Annotated in this window: 26 protein-coding genes and 1 pseudogene; 20 read left to right on the forward strand and 7 right to left on the reverse strand. The window is 59.3% G+C overall.

All coding sequences use genetic code 11. From position 1 onward, the window contains the following. Nucleotides 1-28: 28 nt before the first annotated feature. A complete protein-coding gene (locus AGR13A_RS06825) occupies nt 29-1,000 on the forward strand; it encodes a copper chaperone PCu(A)C (protein WP_080834340.1) in 972 nt (323 codons plus the stop codon). A gap of 240 nt (nt 1,001-1,240) precedes the next feature. Here AGR13A_RS06825 and AGR13A_RS06830 read toward each other — a convergent pair whose 3' ends face one another. Continuing rightward, entirely contained in the window at nt 1,241-1,543 is a 303-nt protein-coding gene (locus AGR13A_RS06830) for a hypothetical protein (protein WP_080834342.1), read from the reverse strand. A gap of 202 nt (nt 1,544-1,745) precedes the next feature. Between AGR13A_RS06830 and crcB the strand changes: the two genes are divergently transcribed. The 6 genes from crcB (at nt 1,746) to AGR13A_RS06860 (ending at nt 5,865) form a co-directional block, all read left to right on the forward strand. Beyond that, nucleotides 1,746-2,123: a fluoride efflux transporter CrcB gene (gene crcB, locus AGR13A_RS06835; RefSeq protein ID WP_080834344.1), complete on the forward strand. Its 378-nt coding sequence runs from the start codon at nt 1,746-1,748 to the stop codon at nt 2,121-2,123. A gap of 66 nt (nt 2,124-2,189) precedes the next feature. Next, nucleotides 2,190-3,179, forward strand: coding sequence for an RluA family pseudouridine synthase (locus AGR13A_RS06840; protein ID WP_035217394.1), 990 nt, complete (start codon nt 2,190-2,192; stop codon nt 3,177-3,179). A gap of 6 nt (nt 3,180-3,185) precedes the next feature. Further along, nucleotides 3,186-3,854 (forward strand): HAD family hydrolase, encoded by a 669-nt coding sequence (locus AGR13A_RS06845; protein WP_080834346.1) that lies wholly within the window; start codon nt 3,186-3,188, stop codon nt 3,852-3,854. Nucleotides 3,855-3,883: 29 nt separating this feature from the next. Next, nucleotides 3,884-4,678 carry an ATP12 family chaperone protein gene (locus tag AGR13A_RS06850; RefSeq protein ID WP_035217389.1) on the forward strand — a complete coding sequence of 265 codons (795 nt, stop codon included), beginning with the start codon at nt 3,884-3,886 and terminating at the stop codon, nt 4,676-4,678. A gap of 60 nt (nt 4,679-4,738) precedes the next feature. After that, on the forward strand, nt 4,739-5,227 hold the full coding sequence (locus AGR13A_RS06855) for a hypothetical protein (RefSeq protein ID WP_080834349.1): 489 nt from the start codon (nt 4,739-4,741) through the stop codon (nt 5,225-5,227). A 248-nt stretch (nt 5,228-5,475) separates the two neighbouring features. Next, nucleotides 5,476-5,865, forward strand: coding sequence for a RidA family protein (locus AGR13A_RS06860; RefSeq protein WP_035217376.1), 390 nt, complete (start codon nt 5,476-5,478; stop codon nt 5,863-5,865). A 60-nt stretch (nt 5,866-5,925) separates the two neighbouring features. Here the strand turns inward: AGR13A_RS06860 and fghA are convergent, their stop codons facing one another. Genes fghA through AGR13A_RS06875 form a run of 3 tightly spaced genes read right to left on the reverse strand, consistent with a single transcriptional unit; the run spans nt 5,926 to nt 7,928 of the window. Continuing rightward, nucleotides 5,926-6,759: an S-formylglutathione hydrolase gene (fghA, locus tag AGR13A_RS06865; protein WP_080834352.1), complete on the reverse strand. Its 834-nt coding sequence runs from the start codon at nt 6,757-6,759 to the stop codon at nt 5,926-5,928. 28 nt (nt 6,760-6,787) lie between these two features. After that, the gene (locus AGR13A_RS06870) at nt 6,788-7,447 is read right to left on the reverse strand and encodes a DUF1345 domain-containing protein (protein ID WP_080834354.1); all 660 of its coding nucleotides are present in this window, start codon (nt 7,445-7,447) and stop codon (nt 6,788-6,790) included. Between the two features lie 25 nt (nt 7,448-7,472). Then, nucleotides 7,473-7,928, reverse strand: a complete 456-nt coding sequence (locus AGR13A_RS06875; RefSeq protein ID WP_080834356.1) for a YaiI/YqxD family protein — start codon at nt 7,926-7,928, stop codon at nt 7,473-7,475. A gap of 166 nt (nt 7,929-8,094) precedes the next feature. On the opposite strand from AGR13A_RS06875, the gene AGR13A_RS06880 reads away from it, so the two are divergent. Together AGR13A_RS06880 and AGR13A_RS06885 are read left to right on the forward strand one after the other, a co-directional pair. After that, entirely contained in the window at nt 8,095-8,547 is a 453-nt protein-coding gene (locus tag AGR13A_RS06880) for a DUF5680 domain-containing protein (RefSeq protein ID WP_080834358.1), read from the forward strand. A gap of 31 nt (nt 8,548-8,578) precedes the next feature. After that, entirely contained in the window at nt 8,579-9,391 is an 813-nt protein-coding gene (locus AGR13A_RS06885; RefSeq protein ID WP_080834361.1) for a hypothetical protein, read from the forward strand. A gap of 66 nt (nt 9,392-9,457) precedes the next feature. Here AGR13A_RS06885 and AGR13A_RS06890 read toward each other — a convergent pair whose 3' ends face one another. Beyond that, nucleotides 9,458-10,114 carry a peroxiredoxin gene (locus AGR13A_RS06890; RefSeq protein WP_035217366.1) on the reverse strand — a complete coding sequence of 219 codons (657 nt, stop codon included), beginning with the start codon at nt 10,112-10,114 and terminating at the stop codon, nt 9,458-9,460. Between the two features lie 244 nt (nt 10,115-10,358). On the opposite strand from AGR13A_RS06890, the pseudogene AGR13A_RS06895 reads away from it, so the two are divergent. Then, a pseudogene (locus tag AGR13A_RS06895) lies at nt 10,359-11,570 on the forward strand (MFS transporter). 106 nt (nt 11,571-11,676) lie between these two features. Continuing rightward, a complete protein-coding gene (locus AGR13A_RS06900; protein ID WP_080834363.1) occupies nt 11,677-12,327 on the forward strand; it encodes a glutathione S-transferase family protein in 651 nt (216 codons plus the stop codon). A 42-nt stretch (nt 12,328-12,369) separates the two neighbouring features. On the opposite strand, the gene AGR13A_RS06905 is transcribed toward AGR13A_RS06900, so the two are convergent. Together AGR13A_RS06905 and AGR13A_RS06910 are read right to left on the reverse strand one after the other, a co-directional pair. After that, nucleotides 12,370-12,807, reverse strand: coding sequence for a GNAT family N-acetyltransferase (locus AGR13A_RS06905; protein WP_080834365.1), 438 nt, complete (start codon nt 12,805-12,807; stop codon nt 12,370-12,372). A 148-nt stretch (nt 12,808-12,955) separates the two neighbouring features. Beyond that, nucleotides 12,956-13,096: a DUF1127 domain-containing protein gene (locus AGR13A_RS06910; protein ID WP_139786023.1), complete on the reverse strand. Its 141-nt coding sequence runs from the start codon at nt 13,094-13,096 to the stop codon at nt 12,956-12,958. A gap of 298 nt (nt 13,097-13,394) precedes the next feature. Here AGR13A_RS06910 and AGR13A_RS06915 point away from each other — a divergent pair, with 298 nt between their 5' ends. The 9 genes from AGR13A_RS06915 to AGR13A_RS06955 all read left to right on the forward strand — a co-directional run bounded on the left by AGR13A_RS06915 (nt 13,395) and on the right by AGR13A_RS06955 (nt 24,409). Further along, nucleotides 13,395-14,585 (forward strand): ABC transporter substrate-binding protein, encoded by a 1,191-nt coding sequence (locus AGR13A_RS06915; RefSeq protein ID WP_080834367.1) that lies wholly within the window; start codon nt 13,395-13,397, stop codon nt 14,583-14,585. 21 nt (nt 14,586-14,606) lie between these two features. Next, on the forward strand, nt 14,607-15,479 hold the full coding sequence (locus AGR13A_RS06920) for a branched-chain amino acid ABC transporter permease (protein WP_080834369.1): 873 nt from the start codon (nt 14,607-14,609) through the stop codon (nt 15,477-15,479). Nucleotides 15,480-15,521: 42 nt separating this feature from the next. Next, entirely contained in the window at nt 15,522-16,508 is a 987-nt protein-coding gene (locus AGR13A_RS06925) for a branched-chain amino acid ABC transporter permease (protein WP_080834371.1), read from the forward strand. Next, nucleotides 16,505-17,278 (forward strand): ABC transporter ATP-binding protein, encoded by a 774-nt coding sequence (locus AGR13A_RS06930; RefSeq protein ID WP_035217348.1) that lies wholly within the window; start codon nt 16,505-16,507, stop codon nt 17,276-17,278. The genes AGR13A_RS06925 and AGR13A_RS06930 overlap by 4 nt, the downstream gene beginning before the upstream one ends. Further along, complete coding sequence (locus AGR13A_RS06935) at nt 17,268-18,011, forward strand: branched-chain amino acid ABC transporter ATP-binding protein (RefSeq protein ID WP_003523645.1); 744 nt, start codon at nt 17,268-17,270, stop codon at nt 18,009-18,011. Before AGR13A_RS06930 ends, AGR13A_RS06935 begins: the two co-directional genes overlap by 11 nt. 35 nt (nt 18,012-18,046) lie before the next feature. Further along, on the forward strand, nt 18,047-19,255 hold the full coding sequence (locus tag AGR13A_RS06940) for an aspartate transaminase (protein ID WP_080834373.1): 1,209 nt from the start codon (nt 18,047-18,049) through the stop codon (nt 19,253-19,255). Nucleotides 19,256-19,571: 316 nt separating this feature from the next. After that, nucleotides 19,572-20,510 carry a nitrogen assimilation transcriptional regulator NAC gene (nac, locus tag AGR13A_RS06945; protein WP_080834375.1) on the forward strand — a complete coding sequence of 313 codons (939 nt, stop codon included), beginning with the start codon at nt 19,572-19,574 and terminating at the stop codon, nt 20,508-20,510. 146 nt (nt 20,511-20,656) lie between these two features. Next, nucleotides 20,657-22,720, forward strand: coding sequence for a hydantoinase/oxoprolinase family protein (locus AGR13A_RS06950; protein ID WP_080834377.1), 2,064 nt, complete (start codon nt 20,657-20,659; stop codon nt 22,718-22,720). A 12-nt stretch (nt 22,721-22,732) separates the two neighbouring features. Continuing rightward, nucleotides 22,733-24,409, forward strand: coding sequence for a hydantoinase B/oxoprolinase family protein (locus AGR13A_RS06955; RefSeq protein ID WP_080834379.1), 1,677 nt, complete (start codon nt 22,733-22,735; stop codon nt 24,407-24,409). The last annotated feature ends 3 nt before the right edge of the window (nt 24,410-24,412 follow it).

Here is a 24,412-nt window from a genome sequence, read left to right on the forward strand (position 1 = left end):
TGGGGCGCAGTCGCAAGGACAAGACACAATGAAAACCACCAGGATCATCACCTGCACCCTGTTTGCCGCTTCGGTCTCGAGCGTCCAGGCATTTGCCCATACCAGCTTCGTTGACGCTTCGGCCGAACAGGAAAGCACCGTTGTCGCCGCTCTTCAGGTGCCGCATGGCTGCGAAGGCGGCCTTGCCACGACCGAAGTTCAGGTCAAGCTGCCGGAAGGTTTCATTTCCGCCAAGCCGCAGCCCAAGGCCGGCTGGGAGCTGGAAATCATCAAGGGCGACTATCAGAAAGCCTACAAGAACCACGGCCAGGAGATCAAAAGCGGCCCGGTCGAGATTCTCTGGAAAGGCGGCAACCTGCCGGACGAGTTCTACGACACCTTTGCGATACAGGGAAAAATCTCCGGTATAGAGGCAGGGCAGGACCTGCCCTTCAAGGTCACGCAGCTTTGCGGCGACAAGGGCAAGGTTTCCTGGGACGAGGTGGCAGCGGCAGGCGTCGATCCGCATTCGCTGAAAAACCCGGCCCCGGCCATCCGCGTTACTGCCAAGACCCATGCCGGTGGGCATGACCATTCCGCCATGGCCATGGATATGGATGTGGTGAAGGCCGGCAGCCTTGAGGTTTCCGGCGCCACGACCAAGGCCATGCTGCCGGGCCAGCCCGTGGGCGGCGGTTATGTGACGATCAAGAATGCCGGTGATAGCGATGACAAGCTGATCGGCGTCGAATCCGCCGCCGCCGGTCGCGCTGAAATTCATGAAATGGCCATGGTCAACGACGTCATGAAAATGCGCAAGCTGGATGACGGCATCGTCATTCCCGCCGGCCAGACGGTGGAATTGAAGCCGGGCGGCCTGCACATGATGTTCTTCAACGTGAAGAAGCCCTTTGCCGAAGGTGACAAGGTGCCGGTGACGCTGATCTTCGAAAAAGCCGGCAAAGTCGAAATCGTGCTTTCCGCAGGCTCGGCCAAGGGTGACGAACACCAGCACAATTGATGGCTGAAAAAACGGCTACCGGAACGCGTGACATGTCCGGTAGCCGCAAGCTTTTTCGGTTATTTCCTTGCTTTCAGCGCCGTGACGGAAAAGGCGTGATGGCCATCGCCTCCGTGATTTTTCCGGCATTCGGTGGGTGATATCTAGAAAATCAGCCTGACATCAGCCTGAATGGGAAGGCCGAATTTAAATCGGAAAAACCTGAACCATAAAATTAGAATATAAAGATATCAATTTGATCTAAAGTGATTTTTTATGATCAGAAGGGGGATTGTTTTCCTCATAGGCCTCCACGGCCTGATCGAGCGTAGTCTGCGGTTCGTGACGCTGGCTGGCATTGGTCAGGAAATAAAGGGTAAGTGCGGGCGGCTTGATAGCCGTCATCAGGGCCCTGAGCTGGAAGTCGTCTCCGTTTTCCGCCTTGCGCGCCAATTCATGAATGGCCTCTTCGACCTCGCTCCTGCGCGGCACGCGCGGCGACGGCTTCACCGCCTCCAGTGCATAGGCGGCCGTATTTGCTGAAACGGAAAGAACCTGTGTCATCCAACCTCCGGCCATCTTCGCCGACCCGTAAAAACAGGAGACTAACACCGCCGTCTTGTTGGAAGGCTAAATCGCGGACCTGCAATTTAATCGTATTTTAATGGACGAAAGCGCGGGGTAGTGGACTTTCGCGCAGGATTGCCATGGTCTAGAAATGCCTCGGACAGATTGTCCGGCAATTTCCTCCGGAGACATAATCCCCATGATCAATATCGCCCTTGTCGCCACAGGCGGCGCAATCGGTTCCGTGTTTCGTTATCTGGTCGGTGTCTGGAGCATGCGATTGGCTGGTCCGAATTTTCCCTGGGGAACATTGGCCGTTAACGTGGTTGGGTCCTTCCTGATCGGTTTACTGGTCGAGCTTGTGGCGCGGCGGCTGAACGCCTCGATGGAAATGCGCCTGTTTCTCGTTACCGGCGTGCTCGGCGGGTTCACCACCTTTTCGTCCTTCTCGCTCGATGCGGTTGCGCTTTTTGAGCGCGGCGCGCTCGGTCTTTCGGCTATTTACGTCATTGCAAGTCTTGTGGTTTCCATCGCTGCGGTTTTTGCCGGGCTGGCCTTGGGCCGCAGTTTGTTCTAAAGGCTTGGTTCAAACGGCGCGCCAGAGATATGGGCGTGCGATCAAGACAGAGAGACTGGAAATTTCATGGCAGGTATCGAGCATATCAAGGTCGAGGCCGACGAGGCCGGTATGCGGCTCGATCGCTGGTTCAAGATTCACTATCCGGGCCTTGGTTTCGGGCAATTGCAGAAGCTGCTGCGCTCCGGACAGGTGCGCGTGGATGGCGGCCGTGTAAAAACCGATGCGAGGGTGCAGCCGGGGCAGATGGTTCGCGTACCGCCGGTCGATTCCGACCTCAAGGTCAAGAGCGGCCCGATCGGGTCAAGGGACCTCAAGCATTCGGAAGATACCGAGCTTCTGGCCCGCATGCTGCTGCATGAGGACGACAAGGTTTTTGTTTTCAACAAGCCGGCCGGCATTGCCGTGCAGGGCGGTTCCGGCGTCAACCGTCATATTGACGGGCTCCTCGAAGCATGGACAAACCAGAAGGGCGAAAAGCCGCGTCTGGTCCATCGCCTCGACCGCGATACGTCTGGCGTGCTGGTCGTCGCCCGCACCCGCGGTGCTGCCCAGAAACTGACCGCCGCCTTCCGCGAGCGCGACACCAAGAAGACCTATTGGGCGCTGGTCAAGGGCGTGCCGCGCAAGCATCAGGACAAGATTTCCACCTGGCTCGTCAAGGAACAGACGGCCGATGGCGACCGCATGCGCATCGCCAAACATGGCGAGGAGGGGGCTGACCACGCCATTTCCTATTACCGTGTCATCGATACCGCCGCGCAGAACCTTGCCTGGCTGGAAATGGAACCCTATACCGGCCGCACCCATCAGCTTCGCGTCCATGCGCTGCATATGGGACACCCGATCATCGGCGATCCCAAATATTACATCGATGATCCAAACTGGGATTTTCCGGGCGGCATCCAGAAACGCCTGCATCTCCACGCGCGCCATATCGACATTCCGCATCCGAATGGCGGCCGGCTTCGGGTCAGCGCACCCCTGCCGCCGCATATGGTCCAGACCTGGAACCTGCTCGGCCTCGACGTGGCCGATGGCGACAGGGAAGGCTGACAGCCCATGAAACTGGTTCTTTTCGATTGCGACGGCACGCTGGTGGATAGCGCCGGCCTCATCCATGCCGTCATGTCCGATACATTCGCCGATTTCGGAAAACCGCGTCCGGATATCTCGCAGACCAAGGCCATTATCGGCCTGACGCTGGATATCGCCATCGCCCGCATGCTCGACAAGCCGCATGTGGATGACGAGGCGCTGGCGATGACGCAGCGCTACAAGGAAATCTATCATCCGGTCCGCGCCCGCCCGGGAATGATCGAGCCGCTTTTCGATGGCGTTGCGGCGCTGATCGACGAGTTGGCGAAACGCAACGATGTCCTGATCGGCGCCGTCACCGGCAAAGGTCGTCGCGGGCTTACCCATATTCTCGAGACGCATGGCTTTACCGATCATTTCATCGTGTCGCGCACGGCGGATGATTGCCCCTCCAAGCCGCATCCGGCCATGGTGATGGAATGCTGCCATGAAACCGGCATGGTTCCGGCCGACACTGTCGTTATCGGCGATGCGATCTATGACATGCAGATGGCCAAGGCTGCGGGCGCGAAAGCAATCGGCGTCGCCTGGGGTTATGCCTCTGTCGACGATCTCTGGAAGGCGGGCGCCGATGCGGTCGTCAGCCACCCGCGCGAAATCCCGGCCTATGTTCCGGCCGATATTCTTGAATAATCTTTTTATCCGACTGACGAGGACGTGCCATGCGTGATCTCCTGAATGACCTTTCGGAGGGCCTGAGCCATCCCGATCCGATCCTGCGCGCGCAGATCCAGATGCAGAAACCTCTGCCGAAGCGGTTTTACAAGGATGTCACCGTCGGTGAGACGGAAGAGGGCGGCTTCACCATCCTTCTCGATGGTAAGCCGCTACGCACCCCCGCCAAGAAGTCGCTAGCTGTCCCGACGCGTGCGCTGGCGGAACTGCTTCGCGATGAATGGGACGCCCAGAAAGAAGTGGTCAATCCGGTGGTCATGCCCGTCTCTCGGCATGTGAACACGGCCATTGATGGCGTCGCCAACGACACGCAGGCGGTTTTTGAGGACATACTTCGTTTTTCCTCTTCCGATCTCCTCTGCTATCGCGCGGGTGATCCGCAAGCGCTGGTCGCGCGGCAGACGGACCATTGGGATCCTGTTCTGGACTGGGCGGCCAATGTGCTCGGAGCGCGCTTCATTCTCGTTGAAGGCGTGATGCATCAGGACCAGCCGCGCGAAGCCATCGCGGCTTTTGCGGTAACGCTGAAGAAATACGATACGCCGATTGCGCTTGCCGCTCTTCACACCATGACGTCGCTGACCGGCTCCGCCATTTTGGCCCTTGCACTGGCGGAAGCGGAGCTGACGCTGGAGGAAGCCTGGGCGCTTGCCCATCTGGACGAGGATTGGACGGCCGAGCAATGGGGTGAGGACGAGGAGGCCCTGGAGCGCCGCGCCGTCAGGCTTGTCGATATGCGCGCCGCACTCAATGTTCTGGAGTCCCTGAAGAGCGCTTCTTAACGCTTTTCTAACCCTGATGGCCGAATATGCGGTTACCTCACGTTAGGGGAGCCGCTGATCATGATCACCACGCTGAAACGCCTTGGCATTCTTGTGCTGGCGTGTTTCACGCTCATGTCTTTCAGGCTGGAACCGGAAGCGACCAATACCGACCGGCTGCTTTACGATGTGCGCGGCGCATTCGTCGCCGCACGCCCGGATGTCGCTCCGGCGCTGATGCAGTCCATTCATGCGCAGGTGCAGAACGCGATCAAAACCACGGCGCGTGGAGAAACCCGGCCGCGCGTGGTACTGACCATTCGCCTCGCATCCGTTACGCGCGGTCCCTTTCTATTCGGGGAAAGGGCGTCAGCCAAGGTCATCGTCCGCGCCGCCGCCGTTGCGACGGGAGAGGTGATCGCCGAGGCCAAATTCACCGCCACCGTCGTCAGCTTCGACAATCAGTCGACAGAGCAGGAACTTGCCTATGGCGTCGCCGAACGCGTGATCCGCGAGTTCAGGCTCAGCCGACCCGGCCCGACGACGCTTGCAACGGCGCTGTTTCCATAGGCCGGACACAAAAGGCGAGGGCGTGACTTCTATTCGTCCGCACTTCAGCTTCACAAATATCTCAAGCTTCAATCAGGCGCATCTTCGATGCTCTTGAATTCACATACGTCGCGTATATTTAATTGACATGCGGCACGTATGTAATTATCTGGCATACGTAACGTATGTGAATTGGCGCCCGAAGCCTTCTTTTAAGAAGAGCAACGCTTCTCGCGTCCATGACCACTCAGCCAAAAGAGAGATGCACAATGACCGCACGCGAAGCAATTTTCCCCGCCAACAGGCATGCGCTTTACGAGGAGCATGGCTATTCCGCAGCGATCCGATCCGGTGACCTTCTTTTCGTTTCCGGCCAGGTCGGCAGCCGTGCCGATGGAACGCCTGAACCTGATTTTGAACGTCAGGTCCGGCTGGCCTTTGAAAACCTCAAGGCCACGCTTGCAGCGGCGGGCTGCACCTTCGATGATATTGTGGATGTAACGACGTTCCACACGGATCCGGAAAACCAGTTCGGAACGATCATGGCCGTCAAGCAGGAGATTTTCAGCCAAAAGCCTTACCCGAACTGGACGGCCGTCGGCGTCAACTGGCTTGCCGGCTTCGATTTCGAGATCAAGGTCATTGCCCGCATCCCGTAATGTCAGGTTAAATCCGAAACGGCGGCGCTTACAGGGCGCCGCCAGCCTGCTTCTCCATCCTTATCCCAGCCGCTCCGCATGCCACTTCAAATGGTCATCCATGAAGGTGGAAATGAAATAATAGGAGTGGTCGTAGCGCTCATGCATGCGCAGCGTCAGGCCGATATCCGTGCCCTTGACCGCTTCTTCGAACAGCCAGGGGCGCAGGCCCTTTTCAAGAAAACTATCGGCCTTGCCCTGATCGATCAGGAACTCGGGAAAACGCGCGCCGTCCTCGACCAGCGCACAGGCGTCGTATTGACGCCATGCGGCCTTATCCGCACCGAGATATTTTTCCAGCGCCGGCTCGGACCAGTCGGCCGAAGAGGGAGCCACGATCGGCGCAAAGGCTGAGCAGCTCTTGAAACGCCCGGGGTTCTTCAGCGCAATGGTCATCGCGCCATGGCCGCCCATCGAATGGCCGAAAATGCCCTGGCGGCTCATATTCGCACGGAAATGCTGGCCGATGAGGGCAGGCAGTTCTTCCGTTACATAGCTGTACATCCGGTAGTGCTCGGACCAGGGCTCCTCCGTGGCATCGAGATAAAATCCGGCGCCTTTGCCCATCTGCCAGTTGGTCAATTCGTCCGGCACGTCATTGCCGCGCGGGCTGGTATCCGGGCAGACGACGATCAGCCCGAGTTCGGACGCCATGCGGCGATATTCGCCTTTTTCCATGACATTGGCATGGGTGCAGGTGAGGCCGGAAAGATACCACAGGACAGGGCAGGGCTCATGAATCGCCTTCGGCGGCACATAAACCGCAAAGCTCATCTCCGATTTCAGGGTTTCCGATGTGTGCGAAAATACGCCCTGCATGCCGCCAAAGGCCGTATTTTGCGAAATAATGTTCATGAAGCCATTCCTTGTGAAATTTCCCGGTTCAGCCCGCAAGCGAGACGGCTGCATTGACCGCCGCCGCCACCAGAACCGTATTGAAGAAGAAAGAAACGATGGAGTGCAGCAGCGTGACCTTGCGCATGGCGGTCGTGGTTATCCCCACATCCGACGTCTGTGCGGTCATGCCGATCACCACGGCAAAATAGAGAAAGTCGTAACCGCAGGGTTCCTTCGTGCCCGGAAAATCCATGCCGCCGCGATGCTGGCGTTTGCCGTCCACCATGGCGGGCCGCCAGTAAAGATGGGCGTAATGCAGGGCGGTCATGGTGTGGATGGTCAGCCAGCCGAAGATCACCGAGGCGAAGGCGATGAGCAGCGCCCAGACTGTTTCGCCGGTATGGTTGAGGGCCTGAAACAGCGATACCACCGCGACGGCAACGGCAAGCAGCGTGACGGCGATGATGGCGACCGCAGGCAGGTCGTCGCTATCGGCATGGGCCTTCAGATGCTGCGCCGTCAGGCCCGACAGGCGAAAGGCGATCAGGGTGAGATAGGTCAGGAAGAACAGGACGGCCGCGACCTCGATCGCCAGCGGTGGCGCAAAAACCAGCGCCAGCCCAAGGCTCACGGCACCGACCAAAAAAGCAATGACGAAAGGTTGATGGCGGCGATAGCTGTTGCTTTTCATATTGGCCGGGGTCATGGGCGGCACCTTTCTGTTGGCGCTGTCATTTTTTGACACGGCGGCAGAAACGGTCAAGCGTCTCCAGAAAAGCGGAGCGGTCACGCGGTGAAAAAGCCGCATTATATCCCTTGCTTTCACCGGTTTCGCGCAGATGCGCGCCAAGATCGCGCATCGCCGTCGCCATCCCGATATTAGACTGGTCAAAAACGCGACCCGTCGGCCCGGTCACCAACGCACCCTTGGCGACGCAGCGCCCGGCCAGCGGCACATCGGCGGTGATGACGATATCGTTCTCACCGGCATGATCGGCGATCCAGTCGTCTGCCGCGTCGAAACCGGCGGATACGATGACGTTTTTCACCATGGGATCGCGTGACGGGCGCAGACCGGAATTGGCAACAAAGGTCACTTCCAGCCCATGCCGATCCGCCACCTTCAGAATCTCCGGCTTCACGGGGCAGGCATCGGCATCGACATAGATTTGCGGGTTTTGCGGCATGGACACTCTTTTCGGATAATTCCTGCCAAGCTTCTAAGCGCAAACGCCGCGATTACCAAGCCCGCCATTGCTGAAATGCGGGTTCGATGCCGGGCAGGGACCGCACTTGCGACCACCCCAAAAATCGCCTATGTTCACTTTATGTTCTTATCCCGAAAGGTTTCCCATGCTGGAAGAGTTCATCGTGCAGGCCAAGTCCGCCACCTATGTCGGCAGCGGTAGTAAATCGGCGACGCCCACGCGCAAGGGATCTCACGATCTCGGTTATCAGAGCGGCGACTGGCACTATATCGACAGTTATTTCGGGGGAACCGATTTCATCGGCCAGGAGGTCGTCTGGCATGAGGGAACGGCAGTGTGGGCAATGAGTTATTACGGCCGCATCCTCCGGCCCGACATGATCGATGGCGCCACGGCTGGCATGGTCATTCAGCGGTCGCTTTCCACGCTCTATCGTGAGGGCCGGTTCCTTGGCGGCTTCACCAACCCGGTGGAAAATCTGATCTATGTCGACACGAATGAAGGTGAATTCCGGTCCTTCACCGGTATCGAGCGCATTTACCGGGGCCATGTCGAGACGTACCGGCTTGACTATCATGGCGGGATCATAAAGCCATAACGCACAGAAAATGCCATGGACGGGATTTGCGATGGCAAATGGCGACACTCAATTTTTCAAGGCGACACTCTATTTCGACAGCGAACCCACGATCTCTGATTCAGCGCTGACAGAAGCGTGGGGCGAGGAGGGATATGAATGTGAGCGGCTGAGCGAAAAGGGCGTATTTGACGGCTTGCGCGGTTCGACGAGGGTTTTTGTCGGCACTCCCGAGCCGGTCGCAGTGGCGCCGGTTGCGCCGGTTGCGCCGGCCCAATATCCGGCAGTCGCAGAGGCCAGGGTCGACTGGTCAAAGACCTTTTGCGTCGATGCCAAAGCGGCATATGACGATTTCAGCCGCGCGACGCATCAGTGCGAGTTCAGATTCCTCATCATGGCGGATGAGGACGATCCTGAAATCGCCCATAACGAGATCGCCTCGGCCCTGCTCGGCATTCATCAGGTCGCTCCCATGCAGGCCGTTGCATTGCATTATCTCGACATGATCGTCGGCCGCGCCAATCTCGATGACTATCTGAATTATGCAAACGGCCATCTGGACCAACCGCAGCAAATGGCGGCGATGCTGGCCTTCGGAACCTTCGTGACGGAGGAGGGGGAAAAGATCAGGGCCTGGACAACGGGTCTGGAACATTTCGGCCAGACGAATCTGCTTTTCGAAACCCCGGCCGGAGATGCGACGGAAGCGCTTCTTACCCTCTTCGGCCTCGGGCATCTCGTCGTCAACGGGCGACGCTTCGCTGCCGGCGAAGCCATAACATCTTTCGACCTTCTTGCGCGTTTCACGCCCGCCGAACTCGATGCCCGGCCAATGCTGCGCGTTATCAGGCAGGACGCCGGCTAGAGCGTGCTATCGTACCTAAGGACGGATGGGACGATGATGTTTCACCGCCCCATCATAGGCTTCAAATCAGCCGGGCTGTTTGGTCTTGCGCAGATACGGAAGAACCGTGTCGTAGGAACCGAAACGGGCGATCGCATCCTCGTTGGAAACGGCTGCGGTGATGATGACATCCTCGCCCTGCTTCCAGTTGGCCGGGGTCGCCACCTGATGTTTGGATGTGAGCTGGATGGAATCGATCGCGCGAAGAATTTCTTCGAAATTGCGGCCGGTGGTCATGGGGTAGGTGAGGACCAGCTTGATCTTCTTGTCGGGACCGATGACGAAGACGGAGCGCACGGTGGCGTTGTCGGCAGGCGTGCGGCCTTCGGAGCTGTCGCCAGCACCGGCCGGCAGCATGTCGTATAGCTTGGCGACCTTCAGGTCCTTGTCGCCGATCAGCGGATAGTCGACGTTGAAACCGGTCGCGGTGCGAATATCATTCTTCCATTTTTCATGGCTTTCGACCGGATCGACCGAAATACCGATGATCTTGACACCACGCTTTTCGAACTCCGGCTGCAGGCCGCCCATCGCACCGAGTTCCGTCGTGCAGACCGGCGTGAAGTTCTTCGGATGCGAAAACAGGACCGCCCAGCCGTCGCCGATCCAGTCGTGGAAGCTCACCGGACCATGGGTGGTCTCGGCGGTGAAGTCGGGTGCTATGTCGTTGATACGCAGGCTCATCTGATGTTTTCTCCCTAATGATTTGAACTGAAAACCGATGGTTCTAGGCAATCCGTGTCCGGCGCTGGAGCTTAGAGTTTTTGCATGAAATGGCCAGCCCTTTCATCGGGCTTCGGCGGTATTTGCCTCAGCCCCACAGAGATTTGATGGCGCTTATTTTCCCCGTTTGTCGCGGTTGCACGATATCCGCCCGGTTGATTGTTTCAGGAGGACATGATTATTCCAGAGACGATCGGGGGCCATCATGACGACTTCTTCTGCGCCTGTTTCCGCAACGGTTCGGGCACGCATTCCAGCGACGGTCTGGGTGCTCGGCATCGTTAGCCTTCTGATGGATATTTCTTCGGAAATGGTGCAGACGCTGCTGCCCTATTATCTCGTTTCCGGTCTCGGCGCTTCCGCGGTCACTGTCGGCTTCATCGAGGGCATGTCGGTTGCCATCGCCACCACGACCAAGCTGTTTTCCGGGATTGTAGCGGACTGGACGAGGCGGCGGAAAATGCTTGCCGTGCTTGGATACGGTCTCGGCGCAATCTCGAAACTCGCTTTTCCCTTCGCCACCTCGCTTGGCTGGATCGTCGCTGCCAAGGCCGTGGACCGGGTCGGCAAGGGCATTCGCGGAACGCCGCGCGACGCCCTTATTGCCGATGTGACACCGCCCGAAATTCGTGGCGCCGCATTCGGGCTCAGAAAGTCACTCGATACGGTCGGCGGCTTCATTGGGCCGCTGGCGGCCATCGGGCTGATGTTCGCGCTCAGCGAAAATGTACTCGCCATTTTCTGGGTCGCGGTCATTCCCGCTTTCCTTGCGGTGTTCATCCTCATCGCCGGTGTGAAGGAACCGGATGCGCCCGCAAGACCGAAAGCCGAAAAGCCATTCCGGCTCGCCGATTTTGCGAAACTCAATCAGGCGGTCTGGATCGTCATCATCGCGGCGTCGCTCCTGACCTTCGCGCGTTTCAGCGAAGCATTCCTGTTGCTGAAATCCGAAGAGGCGGGCTTCCGGCCGGCATGGATACCGATCACCATGGTCATCATGCATGCCGTCTACGGCCTGACAGCCTATCCCGCCGGCCGGCTTTCGGACAGGATCGGCCGCTCAGGGATTATCGCGGCGAGCGTGGCCGTGCTGGTGGCCTCCTATCTGACGCTTGCTTTTGCCAATTCCATTCCGTTGTTCCTGTTTGGCATTCTTCTGTGGGGGCTGCATATGGGCCTGTCGTAGGGTCTGCTCGCAGCCCTGATTGCGGAAACGGCGCCGCCACATCTCAAGGGAACGGCCTTCGGCATCTTCAATCTGATGACAGGTCTGGCGGTGCTGGTCGGCAATGTCATCGCCGGCTTGCTGTGGGACCTCCATGGTTCATTCGGCACCTTCCTGGCGGGCGCAGCACTGTCTTTTACCGCATTGCCGGTGTTGATGTGGGTGTCCCACCGAAAGCAAACCGCCGCCTGAGCCTGTGCCGAAAACACGACGACGTTGTTTTCGCTCATCCCAGCGCATAGTGTGACGCAACGTCAGGCGACAGCATTCCGGGGATGGGGAGTGATGGAGAACAGCAATGACAGTCACCATTACCGCTTTTGAACGTTCGCCCGATGGCGGCAAAGGTCTCGCCCGCGACATGCGCGTCCGCTGGGCACTCGAAGAAGTGGGCCAAACCTATGAGGTCCGCCTCCTTTCCTTCAAGGCGATGCGGGAACCGGCGCATCTCGCGCTTCAACCCTTCGGGCAAATCCCGACCTATGAGGAGGGCGATCTCGTCCTGTTCGAATCCGGTGCGATCATATTCCATATAGCCGAACGCCATGCCGGCCTGTTGCCACAGGATGCGAATGCGCGGGCGCGCGCAATCATGTGGATGTTCGCCGCGCTCAGCACCATGGAACCGCCCATCGTCGAGCATTTTGTCACCGGCTTTCTCGAAAGGGACAAAAGCTGGCACGGCGAGCGCCTGCAGATCGTCGATGAACGCATTCGCAAGCGGCTCGGCGAATTGTCCCACCGACTGGGGAAGGCCGAATGGCTTGACGGCGCATTCAGCGCCGGCGATCTGTTGATGATATCGGTGCTGCAACGGATAAAAAGTTCGGGCATTCTCGATGAATACGCGAATCTCGCGGCCTATGTCGCCCGCGGCGAGGCGCGTCCCGCCTATAAACGCGCCTTTGCCGATCAGTTGGCGATTTTCAAAGCTGCATCGAACGGCTGAACCGCATCGACCGGAGAGGCCCTCGCTGCGGACTGCATGCGATCAATCCGACGTGCTGACGCGATAGGCCATTCCGAGCGACCTCGGCGCGGTCTCCCTGAAGCCGAATTTTTCGTATAGCCTGTTTGCCGGCACATCGGCGATCAGGCTGACATAGGCCGAAGCGGGAAGCTCGCTCTTCACATGGCTCATCAGCGCATCCATGACCGCCTTGCCCAAGCCCCGGCCCTGATGGGCGGGATCGACGGCAATGTCCACGACCTGAAAGAAGCAGCCGCCATCGCCGATCAGTCGGCCCATGCCGATGGCGGAACCTGCATGCAGAACCAGCACGGAGAAGACCGTGCCCTGCAAACCCTTCTCCGCCGCCTCCCGTGAGAAGGGGCTTAGCCCCGCCACGGCGCGAAGGCGCAGATAGTCCTCGACAGACGGGATTGTCGCGACAATGGAATAGTCGGGGGAATAATCGGCGTGGTTCATTCGACTCTCCTCTTGGCCGCGCTCTGAAAGCGCCGCCCAATATGTGGAGAAGAGTTCTACAGGAGCTTTACCGATTCTGAGGCGCAATTTTCAGCGCCTGAAGATCGTGCTGCGCGCGGACGCCCATGAAGGCGTCCGTTTCGGCCTGTTAGCGGCGGCCTTCCACGGCGGAACGAATACGCGAGCGGCTGACGCCGATGTCGGAAAGGCTTCTGTCATCGAGCGCGCTCAGTTCGGCTACGGCGCGACGGTTGCGGAAATAGTTTCGAACGGTTTCGTGAAGTTTCATTTTCATGGTTTCCAGTGATGAGATTGCATAAAATATGCCCATTCTGGCGCGAAAAATACAGGCATTTGCCTGCATGGAAGACATGCAAAAATCGAAACCCGACGTCTGGATAGGGGGAAACGACTGCCGGCATAAGGAAACGCTATAGCGGCAGAAAGGACTTGTGTTGGCAAAATATCCGGCGATGAACCTACTCTGCCTGAAAGATTAGCATGACGTTAATCGACAAGAACCGCAAAAGCGGCAAAAGCTCGCCCGGCCAAAGCCGGAACAGATAAATCCGAAAAGGAGTGGGAACATGAAAAACGGTATTACTCGCAGACTTCTACTGGTTTCCGCAGCGGTCGCTCCGATCCTGAGCCTGTCGCCGGCGCTCTCCGCCTCCGCTTATGCGGCCGACACGATAAGGCTCGGCCTCGTCGCGCCGATGAGCGGCCCGAATGCGCGCTACGGCGCTTTCTCCATGCATGGCGCGGAACTCGCGGTAAAGGACATCAACGCGGCCGGCGGCATCAACGGCCAGCAGATCGAACTCTTCAACGCCGACAGCCAGGGCACGCCGGTCGAAGGCGTTTCGGCCACCCGCCGCCTGATCGATCAGGACGAGGTGGATTTCGTCATCGGCGATGTCTCCAGCTCCGTGACGCTTGCGATGCAGCCTGTCGCCGAAGATGCCGAGGTTCTGCTATTGAACGCCGCGTCTTCCAACCCAAAGATCACCTATCAGGCGGGCGTCGGCGGTTTCAAATGGACATTCCGCAACTATCCGACGGATGAGAACCGTGCGCTTGTCGTGGCGAAATACGCTGCCGAACAGCGTGGTTTCACCAAATTCGCCGTCCTGTCGGTCGATAGCGACTACGGCCGCTCCGCCATCACCTTCACCAAGAAATACCTGCCGGACTTCAAGGGCGAGATTCTGAGCGAGGATTATTACAAGGAAGGCGAGGTCGACTTCCGCAGTGTGCTGGCAAAGATCCGCGATAACGGCGCACAGGCGATCATCATGTATGGTCTCGCCGATACCACGCCAATCGTTGCCCGCCAGATGCTGGAACTCGGCCTTGCCGGCAAGGTCGTGCTGATCGGCAACGGTGAATTCAACACCGAAAAGACGATCAAATCCGCGCCGAAAGCCATGGAAGGCGCCGTGGAAGCCGCCGCCTGGCTGCCGCAGTTCGATAGTCCGGCCAGCAAGGCCTTCGTCGAGAAATTCACCGCCACATACAAAGAAGCGCCGAACAATCACGCCTATGTGCATTGGGATACCGTCAACCTGCTCGCCCAGGCGATCAGGCAAGCCGGCAGCGCTGATCGCAATGCGGTCCGCGAAGCGCTCTCCAAGATCAAGTACAAGAGCCCGGTCGGCGAAGTGACCTTCGACGATCACAATCAGGCGCGCCTTCCGATGATCCTTCTCCAGATCGAGAACGGCAAGCCCAGCATCAAGGGCGCTTATACGGCGGAAATCCAGTACCCTGCGAACTGATAGACCGGGAGGGGTACAGCCATGTTCTCGACAATTCTCGAGCAAGTCGTAAACGGGATCGTCACCGGTTCCGTCTACGCTATCGTCGCCGTCGGCATGACCATGATTTTCGGGGTGCTGAGAGCCATCAACTTCGCTCATGGCGAATATTACATGCTCGGAACCTTCGGGGCGTGGTTCGCCATCGATTATCTCGGCCTGTCCTATGAGGCTTCGATCGTCGTCGGCGTTCTTTCCACCGTAGTCGTGGCCTATGTGGTCGGCCAGCTGGTGATGCGCAGAATGGTGGGGGCGCCGGCGGAGTCCGGCGTTCTCGCCACCCTCGGCATCGCGCTGATCCTGCAGAACACGATCATTTTCGTCTTCGGCGGCGGCTACAAGTTCTTCGCCGGCGGTTATATCGAGCCGATTTCCATTCTCGGCTTCACGCTGGCGCAGCAGCGCGTGCTCATTCTGGTCGTGTGTCTGATCGTCTTCGTCGGTCTGGAACTGATGGTCACCTATAGCCGTCTCGGTATGGCGATGCGGGCGGTCTCGCAGAATGTCGAATGTTGCGGCGTGGTCGGCATCGACGTCTCGCAGGTTGTGTTGCGCACCTTCGTCCTGGGCGCTGCGCTTGCTGCACTTTCGGGCGTGCTCACCGCGCCGGTCAATGTCAGCGTCTATGGCGGCATGGGGGAGCTCATCACTTTCAAAACCCTGCCGATCATCATCATGGGTGGCCTTGGCAACGTGCGGGGAACCTTCTTCGCGGCCATGATCCTCGGCATCGCCGAAAGCCTCGTCGCCACCTATGTCGGGCTGCAATTCCGCGACACGGTTGGTTTCGCAACGCTGATCCTGATGCTGATGTGGCGTCCGCACGGCCTGTTTTCGACGCAGGCGCGCTTCTAGAAGCCGCGCCCGCCGAATTTACTCGAATTTTGAGGACTAGACATGTCTCTCACAGACACCTTTCCCCAGGCACGCCGCCGCGATCTGCGCATTCCGCTCGCCGCCGTCCTGATCGTCGTCGCGCTGGCCGCGCCCTTCATCGGCACGCGTTACGTTACCCATTCGCTCATCATTGCGCTCATCTTCATGCTGCCGGCCCACGGGCTCAATCTGCTCGTCGGCTATACCGGTCTGCTATCACTGGCGCAGGCGGCATTCTTCGGCATCGGGGCCTATACTGCGGGCCTACTGGCGGTGCATTTCGAGACGCCGTTTTACGTGAACCTCATCGCCTCCGGCCTCGTTACCGGCGCGATTGCCCTGCCGCTCGGCATTCCGGCGTTGCGTCTTCGTTCAACATCCTTCGTCATGTGTACGCTGGGTTTCGTCATCATCGGCCAGGCAATCGCCAAGAACTGGATTTCGCTGACCCGCGGCGACATGGGCCTTTCCGGCATACCGAAGCCCTATTTCGAACTTGGCCCGCTCTCCTTCACGGTCAGCGGAACCACCAGTTTCTATTATCTGGCTCTGGCCATCTGCGTGCTGGGAACGCTTGCCGCATGGGCAATCGTTCGCTCGCCGGCGGGCCGCAACATGGTCGCTATTCGCGAAAACGAAACGCTGGCGGAATCCCTCGGTGTTCCCACCTGGCGCTACAAGCTGATCGTTTTCATGCTGAGCGCCGTTTTTGCCGGGGTAGGGGGCAGCCTCTATGCCCATTACCTCACGGTCGTCAGCCCGCTGACCTTCCAGATGTATTACTCCACGACGATGCTGATCATCGTTCTTGGCGGTGGTGCTGGCATGATTTCCGGAACCGTGTTCGGCAGCCTGCTTTTCGTCGGTCTGACGGAGGCGCTGCGCGTCGCGCCAGAAGTGCGGATGATCGCCTATGGTTTCTGCCTTCTCGTTCTCGTCTTCTGGTTCAAGAAGGGCTTTGCGCCCCTGATCAATCGCTTCTGGAACGCGATCGGAGGTTCGAAATGACGGCTCATCTTCCCATCCTCGAGATAAAGAACCTCAGCAAGTCCTATGGTGCGGTGAAGGCGGTCAATGATGTCAGCATGCACATCAATCGCGGCGAGATCGCCGGGCTGATCGGGCCTAACGGCTCGGGAAAGTCCACATTCTTTGATTGCAGCACCGGGCTTGCCCGGCCGGATACCGGCAAGGTGATACTGGACGGGCAGGACATCACCGGCTGGTCGCTCAACCGCATCGCCCGTGAAGGCCGCATGCTGCGATCGTTCCAGAAGACAGTCACCTTCAAGGCGCTCGATGTGGAGGAAAACCTCGTCATCGCCGGCCAGATGTTCACCTTTCCCTCGCTGCTGTCGACCTTCGGTCTCGGCGGCATGTCGCGCCGACGCGTGGCGGGGCTGAGAGAGCGGGCGCGTGAGCTGATCAAGATGGCGGGCCTCTGGGACGTTCGCCATCAGCCCGCCGGCAATCTGTCCGGCGGTCAGCAGAAACTCATCCAGTTCGCCTCCATGCTGATGCCGGAACCGAAGCTTATCCTGCTCGATGAGCCGATGGCCGGCATCAATCCGAAGATCATCGAGCGCGTGGTGGAGACGATCCAATATGCGAATAAATCGCTCGGCGTGAGTTTCCTCGTCATCGAACATAATATCGATGTGGTCACCAGCATCTGCCAGCGTGTGGTCGTGCTCGATCAGGGAACGAAACTGGTCGAGGGGCTGCCGCATGACATCATCAAGGACCAGCGTGTGAGGGAGGCCTATCTTGGCGGCTGACAGCAATCTTTCCATCAAGGGCCTGCGCGCGGGTTACGGCAATCTCGATATCCTGAACGGCGTCGATCTGGATGTGCCGGCCGGCCAATTCGTGGCCCTCATGGGGCCGAACGGGGCGGGCAAATCGACCCTGCTCAAGACGCTCTATGGCATGACGACCATCAAGGAAGGCGGCATCGACTGGCGCGGCAGGAATATCGCCGGATTGTCGTCGCGCGCCATTCTGGGGGAGGGCATATCCTTCGTGCCGCAGGGACGCTGCAATTTCCCGGTTATGACGGTCGATGAAAACCTGCAAATGGCTGCCTATACCATCCGGGATGCGAAAGTGAAGGCGGACCGGGATTATGTCTATGACCTTTTCCCGATCCTGAAGACACGGCGTTCGACGCTCGCGGGCAATATGTCGGGCGGCGAGCAACAATTGCTCGAAGTGGCGATGGCGGTTTTGCAGCGGCCGAAGGTACTGCTGGTGGATGAGCCCTCGGTCGGCCTGTCGCCGGCCGCAATCGGTATCGTGTTCGATGAACTCCTGCGGCTGCATGCGAATGGCATGACCATCCTGCTGGTCGAGCAGAATACCAAAAAGGCCATGGAGGTGGCTGAGCGCGCCGTCATTCTCCGTCTCGGCAAGGTGATCTGGGACGGCACGCCGGCGGAGATCACCCATGACGAACTAGGTGAACTGTTCCTGACCGGAAAGATGCGCGGCGAACTCGAAGCCGCACACTGACTGGTCCAAAGCTTTATATCAGACGAGGAAAGACCATGAGCACTTTCGTGCCAGCATCACGCGTGTCGAAAATTAGGGTTTCGCCAAGCACGGCGGCGGCGGCCCGCGCCCGCGAATTGAAGGCCGCCGGCCGCGATATCGCCGACCTGACCGTCGGCGAGCCGGATTTCGATACGCCGCACGCCGTCAAGGCCGCGGCGCATGCCGCCATCGATCGGGGGGAGACCAAATACACAGCAGTCAACGGCACGCCGGCGCTTCGCAAGGCAATCATCGGCGACTTCCAGAGACGTCTCGGCATCACCTATGGCGATAGTGAAATCTGCGTCGGCGGCGGCGCCAAGCAGATCCTGTTTCTGGCGCTGATGGCAAGCGTGGAAAACGATGCGGAAGTCATCATTCCGGCTCCCTACTGGGTGTCTTATCCCGATATGGTCATCGCCAATGACGGCACGCCCGTCATCGTTGCATGCCCGGAGGAAACGGGGTTCAAGCTGACGGCTGAAGCGCTGGAAGCGGCAATCACCCCGAAGACGCTGTGGCTGATCCTCAACGCCCCCTCGAACCCGACGGGTGCTGCCTATAGCGAAGCGGAATTGAAAGCGCTGGGCGACGTATTGCTGCGCCATCCGCATGTCATGGTCCTATCCGACGATATTTACGATCAGGTCTGGTTCAGGGACGAGCCGATGAAGACCTTCGTTGCCGTCGTTCCGGAACTGAAGGACCGCGTGCTTCTGACCAACGGCGTTTCAAAATCCTATGCCATGACGGGGTGGCGGATCGGTTACGGGGCAGGGCCGGCAGCACTCGTCGCTGCCATCAACAAGTTGCAGTCACAAATGTCGTCCTGCCCGTCCTCCGTCAGCCAGGCCGCCGCCGCCCATGCACTTGCCGGCGACCAGACATTCGTGACGGAAAGCGTCGCGGTCTATAAACAGCGGCGCGACTACGCCTCATCGCGCCTGAACGCGATCCCCGGCCTTTCCTGCATGGTTCCGGATGGGGCCTTCTACCTCTATCCGAGTTGCGCCGGGGTGATCGACAAAACGACGGCAGATGGCAAGGTGATCGAAAACGATCTCGATTTCGTCCTCTATCTCCTCGACAGCGTCGGCGTGGCGGCTCTTCAGGGTGCCGCCTATGGCCTTTCGCCCTATTTCCGCATTTCCTTCGCCACCTCCATGGAAGTGCTGGAGGATGCATGCGATCGCATCGAACGGGCGGTGGCGGCGCTAAGGTAGGGGCAAATAGGACCCGTAAACAGGCTCGCCTTTACAACGGTTCTTGACGCTTTCACTTCCCGCCACTCCGGCCTTGAGCCGGAATCCAGCCAGCCCAAGTCCCTGGGCTGAAAAGACTTGTCCCGCCGCGCAGACGCGCGTCGACTGGATTCCGGCTCAAGGCCGGAATAACGGAGGTGGAGATGTACGCGCACAGCTGTGTCGTGGACATATACCGAAAAACACCTATCCCATTGAAATTACGAATCCTCCGTGCAGAAATCCATTCCTGTTTCCGCATCGATGCGCTAGGATTTCCCCCAAAAAGTGGGGACCGATGAGCGTCGATTTCAAAAAACTCAAGAGCTTCGTCAAGATCGTCGATACCGGCAGCGTTTCGCGTGCCGCCGGCATTCTTCGTGTGGCGCAGCCGGCGTTGTCGCAGCAGATCGCGTCGCTGGAACAGCATTTCAAACACCAGCTGCTGTTGCGCAGCAATGTCGGTATCACGCCAACCGAAGCGGGGTTGATCCTCTATCGCCATGCGCAGATCATGCTGAAGCAGATCGAGCAGGCGCAGACCGATATCGACCGCTCGGCCCGCTCGGTCTCCGGCCGCGTCTCCATCGGGCTTGCCACCTATTCCTCGTCCAGCGCACTGTCCCTGCCGCTCATCAAGGAGATGAGGGCACGGTTCCCCGCCATTACGGTCCATATCAACGACAGTTTCGGCCATATCCTCAGCGAGCTGATCATGACCGGCAAGATGGACATGGCGCTGATCTACACCTCCGATCCCATCAAGGGCGTGACGCTGGAGCCGCTGTTCCGGGAAGAAATGTTCCTCGTCTCGCCCGCCGATATGAAGCTGCCGGCCGAACCCGGTCAGCCGCTTCCGCTCTCGGCGCTGGATGGCCACGCGATGCTATTGCCGAGCAAGGCGCATTTCCTTCGCCGGCTCATCGATGAAGGGCTGGCGCGGGCGCGCGCAAAGCCGGAGGTGATTTCAGAACTGGAATCCGTGCCGGCGCTCGGGGCGGCGGTACTGGACGGCCTCGGCTCGACCATCCTTCCAGCCTCCGTTGTTCTGGAAACCCCGAGCTTCAGCGGCGCGCAGCTGCACCCGCTCACAACCCCCGTCATCGACGCCACGGTTTCGCTCTGCGTCTCCGATCATATGCCGCTTTCCGAGCCGGCTCTGGCGGCGCGTTCCGTGCTTCTCGAGATCGTCACCAAGCTCAAGAGCGGCCACCACCCCGGCATTCGCGCCATCTGAATTCGCTATAAGCAAACCCTATGGCGGCAGACCGAGGTTGTGTTGGTAAAGGCCCGCCGAACGTTTCAAATTTTCCATCAGTGAACGGATTCAAATTTGGGTCCACAAGGCAGCCAAAGAGGCTGCATGGTCGCTCGAGGGAAACAATGGCAAAACTGGCTTTCGATACTGGCGGTACCTTTACCGATTTCGCGCTTCTGGACGACAGCGGCGAACTGCACCTCCATAAAGTCCTGAGCACGCCGAAAAATCCGGCCGAAGCCGTTGTCCAGGGCGTGTCTGAGCTGCTCGAAAAACATGCGGACGCGATTGCCATCGAGAACCTGCAGGTGCTTGGCGCAACCACCGTCGTCACCAACGCGGTGCTGGAGCGCAAGGGCGTGGAGACCGGTTTCGTCACCACAGACGGTTTTCAGGACATGCTGCGTATCCGCAACGAGGGGCGTTACGATCTCTATGACCTGAACATCAAATATCCCGATCCGTTGGTCACCCGCGCCAACAGTTTCGGCGCCGAAGAACGCATCGCCGCCGATGGTGAGGTGATGACGGAGCTCAAGGAGGAGACCGTCCGCGAGATTGCCGGACGGTTGAAAGAAAAAGGCATCCGCTCGGTAGCGGTCTGCTTGCTGCACGCTTACAAATATCCGCAGCACGAGCAGCGCGTTGCCGCCCTTCTGCGCGAGGAAGACCCGGATATTTTCGTTTCGCTGTCTTCCGAGGTCTGCCCGGAAATGCGTGAATTCGACCGCGCCTCGACAACGGTGGTCAATGCCTATACCCGCCCGCAAATGTCGGGCCACGTCGCCCATCTACAACGGGAGTTTGCTGAGAAGGGCATCGACCGGCAGGTGCTGTGGATGACCTCTTCGGGCGGCCTTGTGCCGAGCCGCCGCGCCGCCGAACTTCCCGTTCGCCTGATCGAATCCGGCCCCGCCGCAGGTGCTGTCGCCGCCGCCGAATTCGGTCGTACGGCGGGCGAAGCGAGCGTTCTTTCCTTCGACATGGGCGGCACCACCGCCAAGCTCTGCCTTATTCCCGATGGCGAACCGAATGTCGGCACCGATCTCGAAGTCGCGCATTACCAGCGTTTCCGCAAGGGATCGGGGTTTCCGCTGAAAATCCAGTCGATTCAGATGATCGAGATCGGCGCTGGCGGCGGTTCCATCGCCGCGAAGAACCCTCTCGGCCTTCTCGATGTCGGCCCGCATTCCGCCGGCGCCATGCCGGGTCCGGCCGCCTATCAGCGCGGCGGAACCGAACCGACGGTAACCGACGCCGATATTCTGCTCGGTTACATGGGAACGGAATCCTTCGTCGGCGGCTCGTTCAAGGTATCGAAGGACGCGGCCCGTGAGGCGATGTCCAAACTGGCCACTTCTCTCGATGTGTCCGTCGAGCGCTGCGCCTGGGGCATCCACGATCTCGTCAACGAATCCATGAGCAAGGCCGCCGCCATGCACGCGACCGATCTCGGTGTCGATCCGCGCTCGCTGCCGATGGTCGCTTTCGGCGGGGCCGGCCCGGTCCACGCCTATGGCATAGCCCGCAAGCTCGGGATTTCGCGCATCATCTGCCCGACCGGCGCCGGCGTCAGCTCCGCTATCGGCCTGTTGATCGCGCCGGTTGCCGTCGATCTCTCCGCAAGCCATCCGATGGCGCTCGACGCCTGGGATATCGAGGCGATGAACCGCCTGCTCGATGATCTTTCCGCTCAGGGGGCGGAAGTCGTTTCGGCCGCCGGGGTTCCGAAGGAGACGATCAGCAATCGCTATACCGTGGATATGCGCCATGTGGGGCAGGGACACGAGATTACGGTGGTACTGCCCGACCGTAACCTGCCGAAAGACCTTTTCCTTGAAGAATTGCGCAGCAGCTTCTTCAAGCTCTATCGCGAATTGTTCGGCCGCACGGTGGCCGCACCGCTGGAAGTCATCACCTGGCGTCTACGCGCCAGCGGCGAGAAGGATCAGGTCACCCGGCCGCATGAAACCGTCGTTGCCGAAGCCCGCAAGGGCAGCCGACAGGTCTATTTTCAGGAGGCGGGCGGCTATGTCGAAACCTCGGTTTACGACCATTACAAACTGCCGGTCGGCCACGAGATGAAAGGGCCTGCCATTGTGGAACAGCGTGAATCGACGGCCGTTGTCGGGCCGAGTGGCGCCTTCCATGTCGATGCCCACGGCAATCTCGTGATCAATATTCTCTAAGGGGGCAGTCAGATGTCGAAACCCGCAACCGATTTCAACGATCCGATCAACCTTCAGGTCATGTGGAATCGCCTGATCTTCATCGCGGATCAGGCCGATAACGTGCTCGGAAAGACAGCTTTTTCGCCGATCGTGCGTGAGAACCATGATTACGTAACGGTACTTCTCGACAGTAAGGGGAGGGCGCTGGCGCAATGCACCTGGTCGATCCCGGTTTTCATCACCTCGCTGCCCGCAGCGGCGCAGAAATATTTCCTGCCAAAGTTTCCGGTCGAGATGCTGGAAGAGGGCGATGTTCTCGCGACCAACGATCCGGAAATCGGAACCGGCCATCTGCCTGACGTGACGATGATCACGCCGATCTTCAAGAACGGCAAGGTCGTCGCTTATGCGGGGTCCATCGCCCATCTTCCCGATATTGGCGGCGCGCCGCTGCATTCGGAAGCCAGCGACATTTTCGCGGAAGGTATCCGTTTTCCCATCGTCAAGCTGCTCAAGGCCGGCGTTCCGAACGAGGATGTGTTCGATATCATCGCAGCCTCCGTCCGCCTTCCCACGGAAGTGCGCGGAGATCTGGAATCGATGATCGCCGCCAACAATGTCATGGGCCGCGAACTGGTGAAATTCCTCGATGAATACGGGCTGGACGATGTCGACGGGCTGGCAGACGCCATCCACACCCGTTCCGAAGCGCAGACGCGCAAGGCAATCCGCGAATGGCCGAACGGCACCTATTCCGCCGAAGTCCTGCTCGACGGCTACGATGTCGACGTCACACTGAAAGCCGCCGTGATCGTCAGGGACGATTCCATCCATGTGGATTATACCGGCACCTCGGATCAGGTCCTGCACTCGATCAACTGCCGCACGAACTACCGTTACGCCCATTCGGTCTATGCGCTGAAATGCCTGCTCGATGCCGAAACGCCCAATAATGAGGGCTGCATCGTTCCGATCACCGACGAGGCGCCGCTCGGCTGCATTCTCAATCCGCAGGAATGGACGGCGGGCAATTCGCGCAACCTCATCGGCCACGTCATTCCCTCGCTGATCTTCAAGGCGCTGGAAGGCATCGTGCCGGAAAAGGTGCTGGGCGATAGCGGCGGTGCGCCGATCTGGGCGGCCAATTGCGTCGGCCAGCGTAACGATGGCACGCAATATGGCTCCGTACAGAATTTCCATGGCGGGCAGGGCGCGCGCGCCGAATTCGACGGGCTGGATACGCTGAGCTTCCCGTCCAACTGCAAGGTCACCGCCATCGAAATGTTCGAGGTCGCCGTTCCGGTACTGACTGAACGCAAGGAACTCATCGCCGATTCCGGTGGCGCCGGCAAACATCGCGGCGGCCTTGGCCAGCGCGTCGTTCTGCGCAATCTCGGCAAGAACCCGATGAACATTTATCTGGCATCGGAACGCGTCCGCCATCCCTGCTTCGGCGTGGTGGAAGGCCAGAGCGGGTCCGCCGGCAAGGTAATGAAGCAGGGCAAGTCGCATTTTCCCAAGGGCAAGGTCGTTCTTCAGACCGGCGAACGTCTGGAAGTCCAGACACCCGGCGGCGGCGGCTGGGGCAGGGCCAGCGAGCGTTCGCGCGCGCTGATCGAACAGGATATTTCCGAAGGTCTGGTCACCGCGAAGGCGGCGAAAGAAATCTTCGGCTATTCTGGCACCATTGCTGCCGCAGCCGAATAGGAG

Source organism: Agrobacterium genomosp. 13 str. CFBP 6927, from assembly GCA_900012615.1.
GTDB lineage: Bacteria > Pseudomonadota > Alphaproteobacteria > Rhizobiales > Rhizobiaceae > Agrobacterium.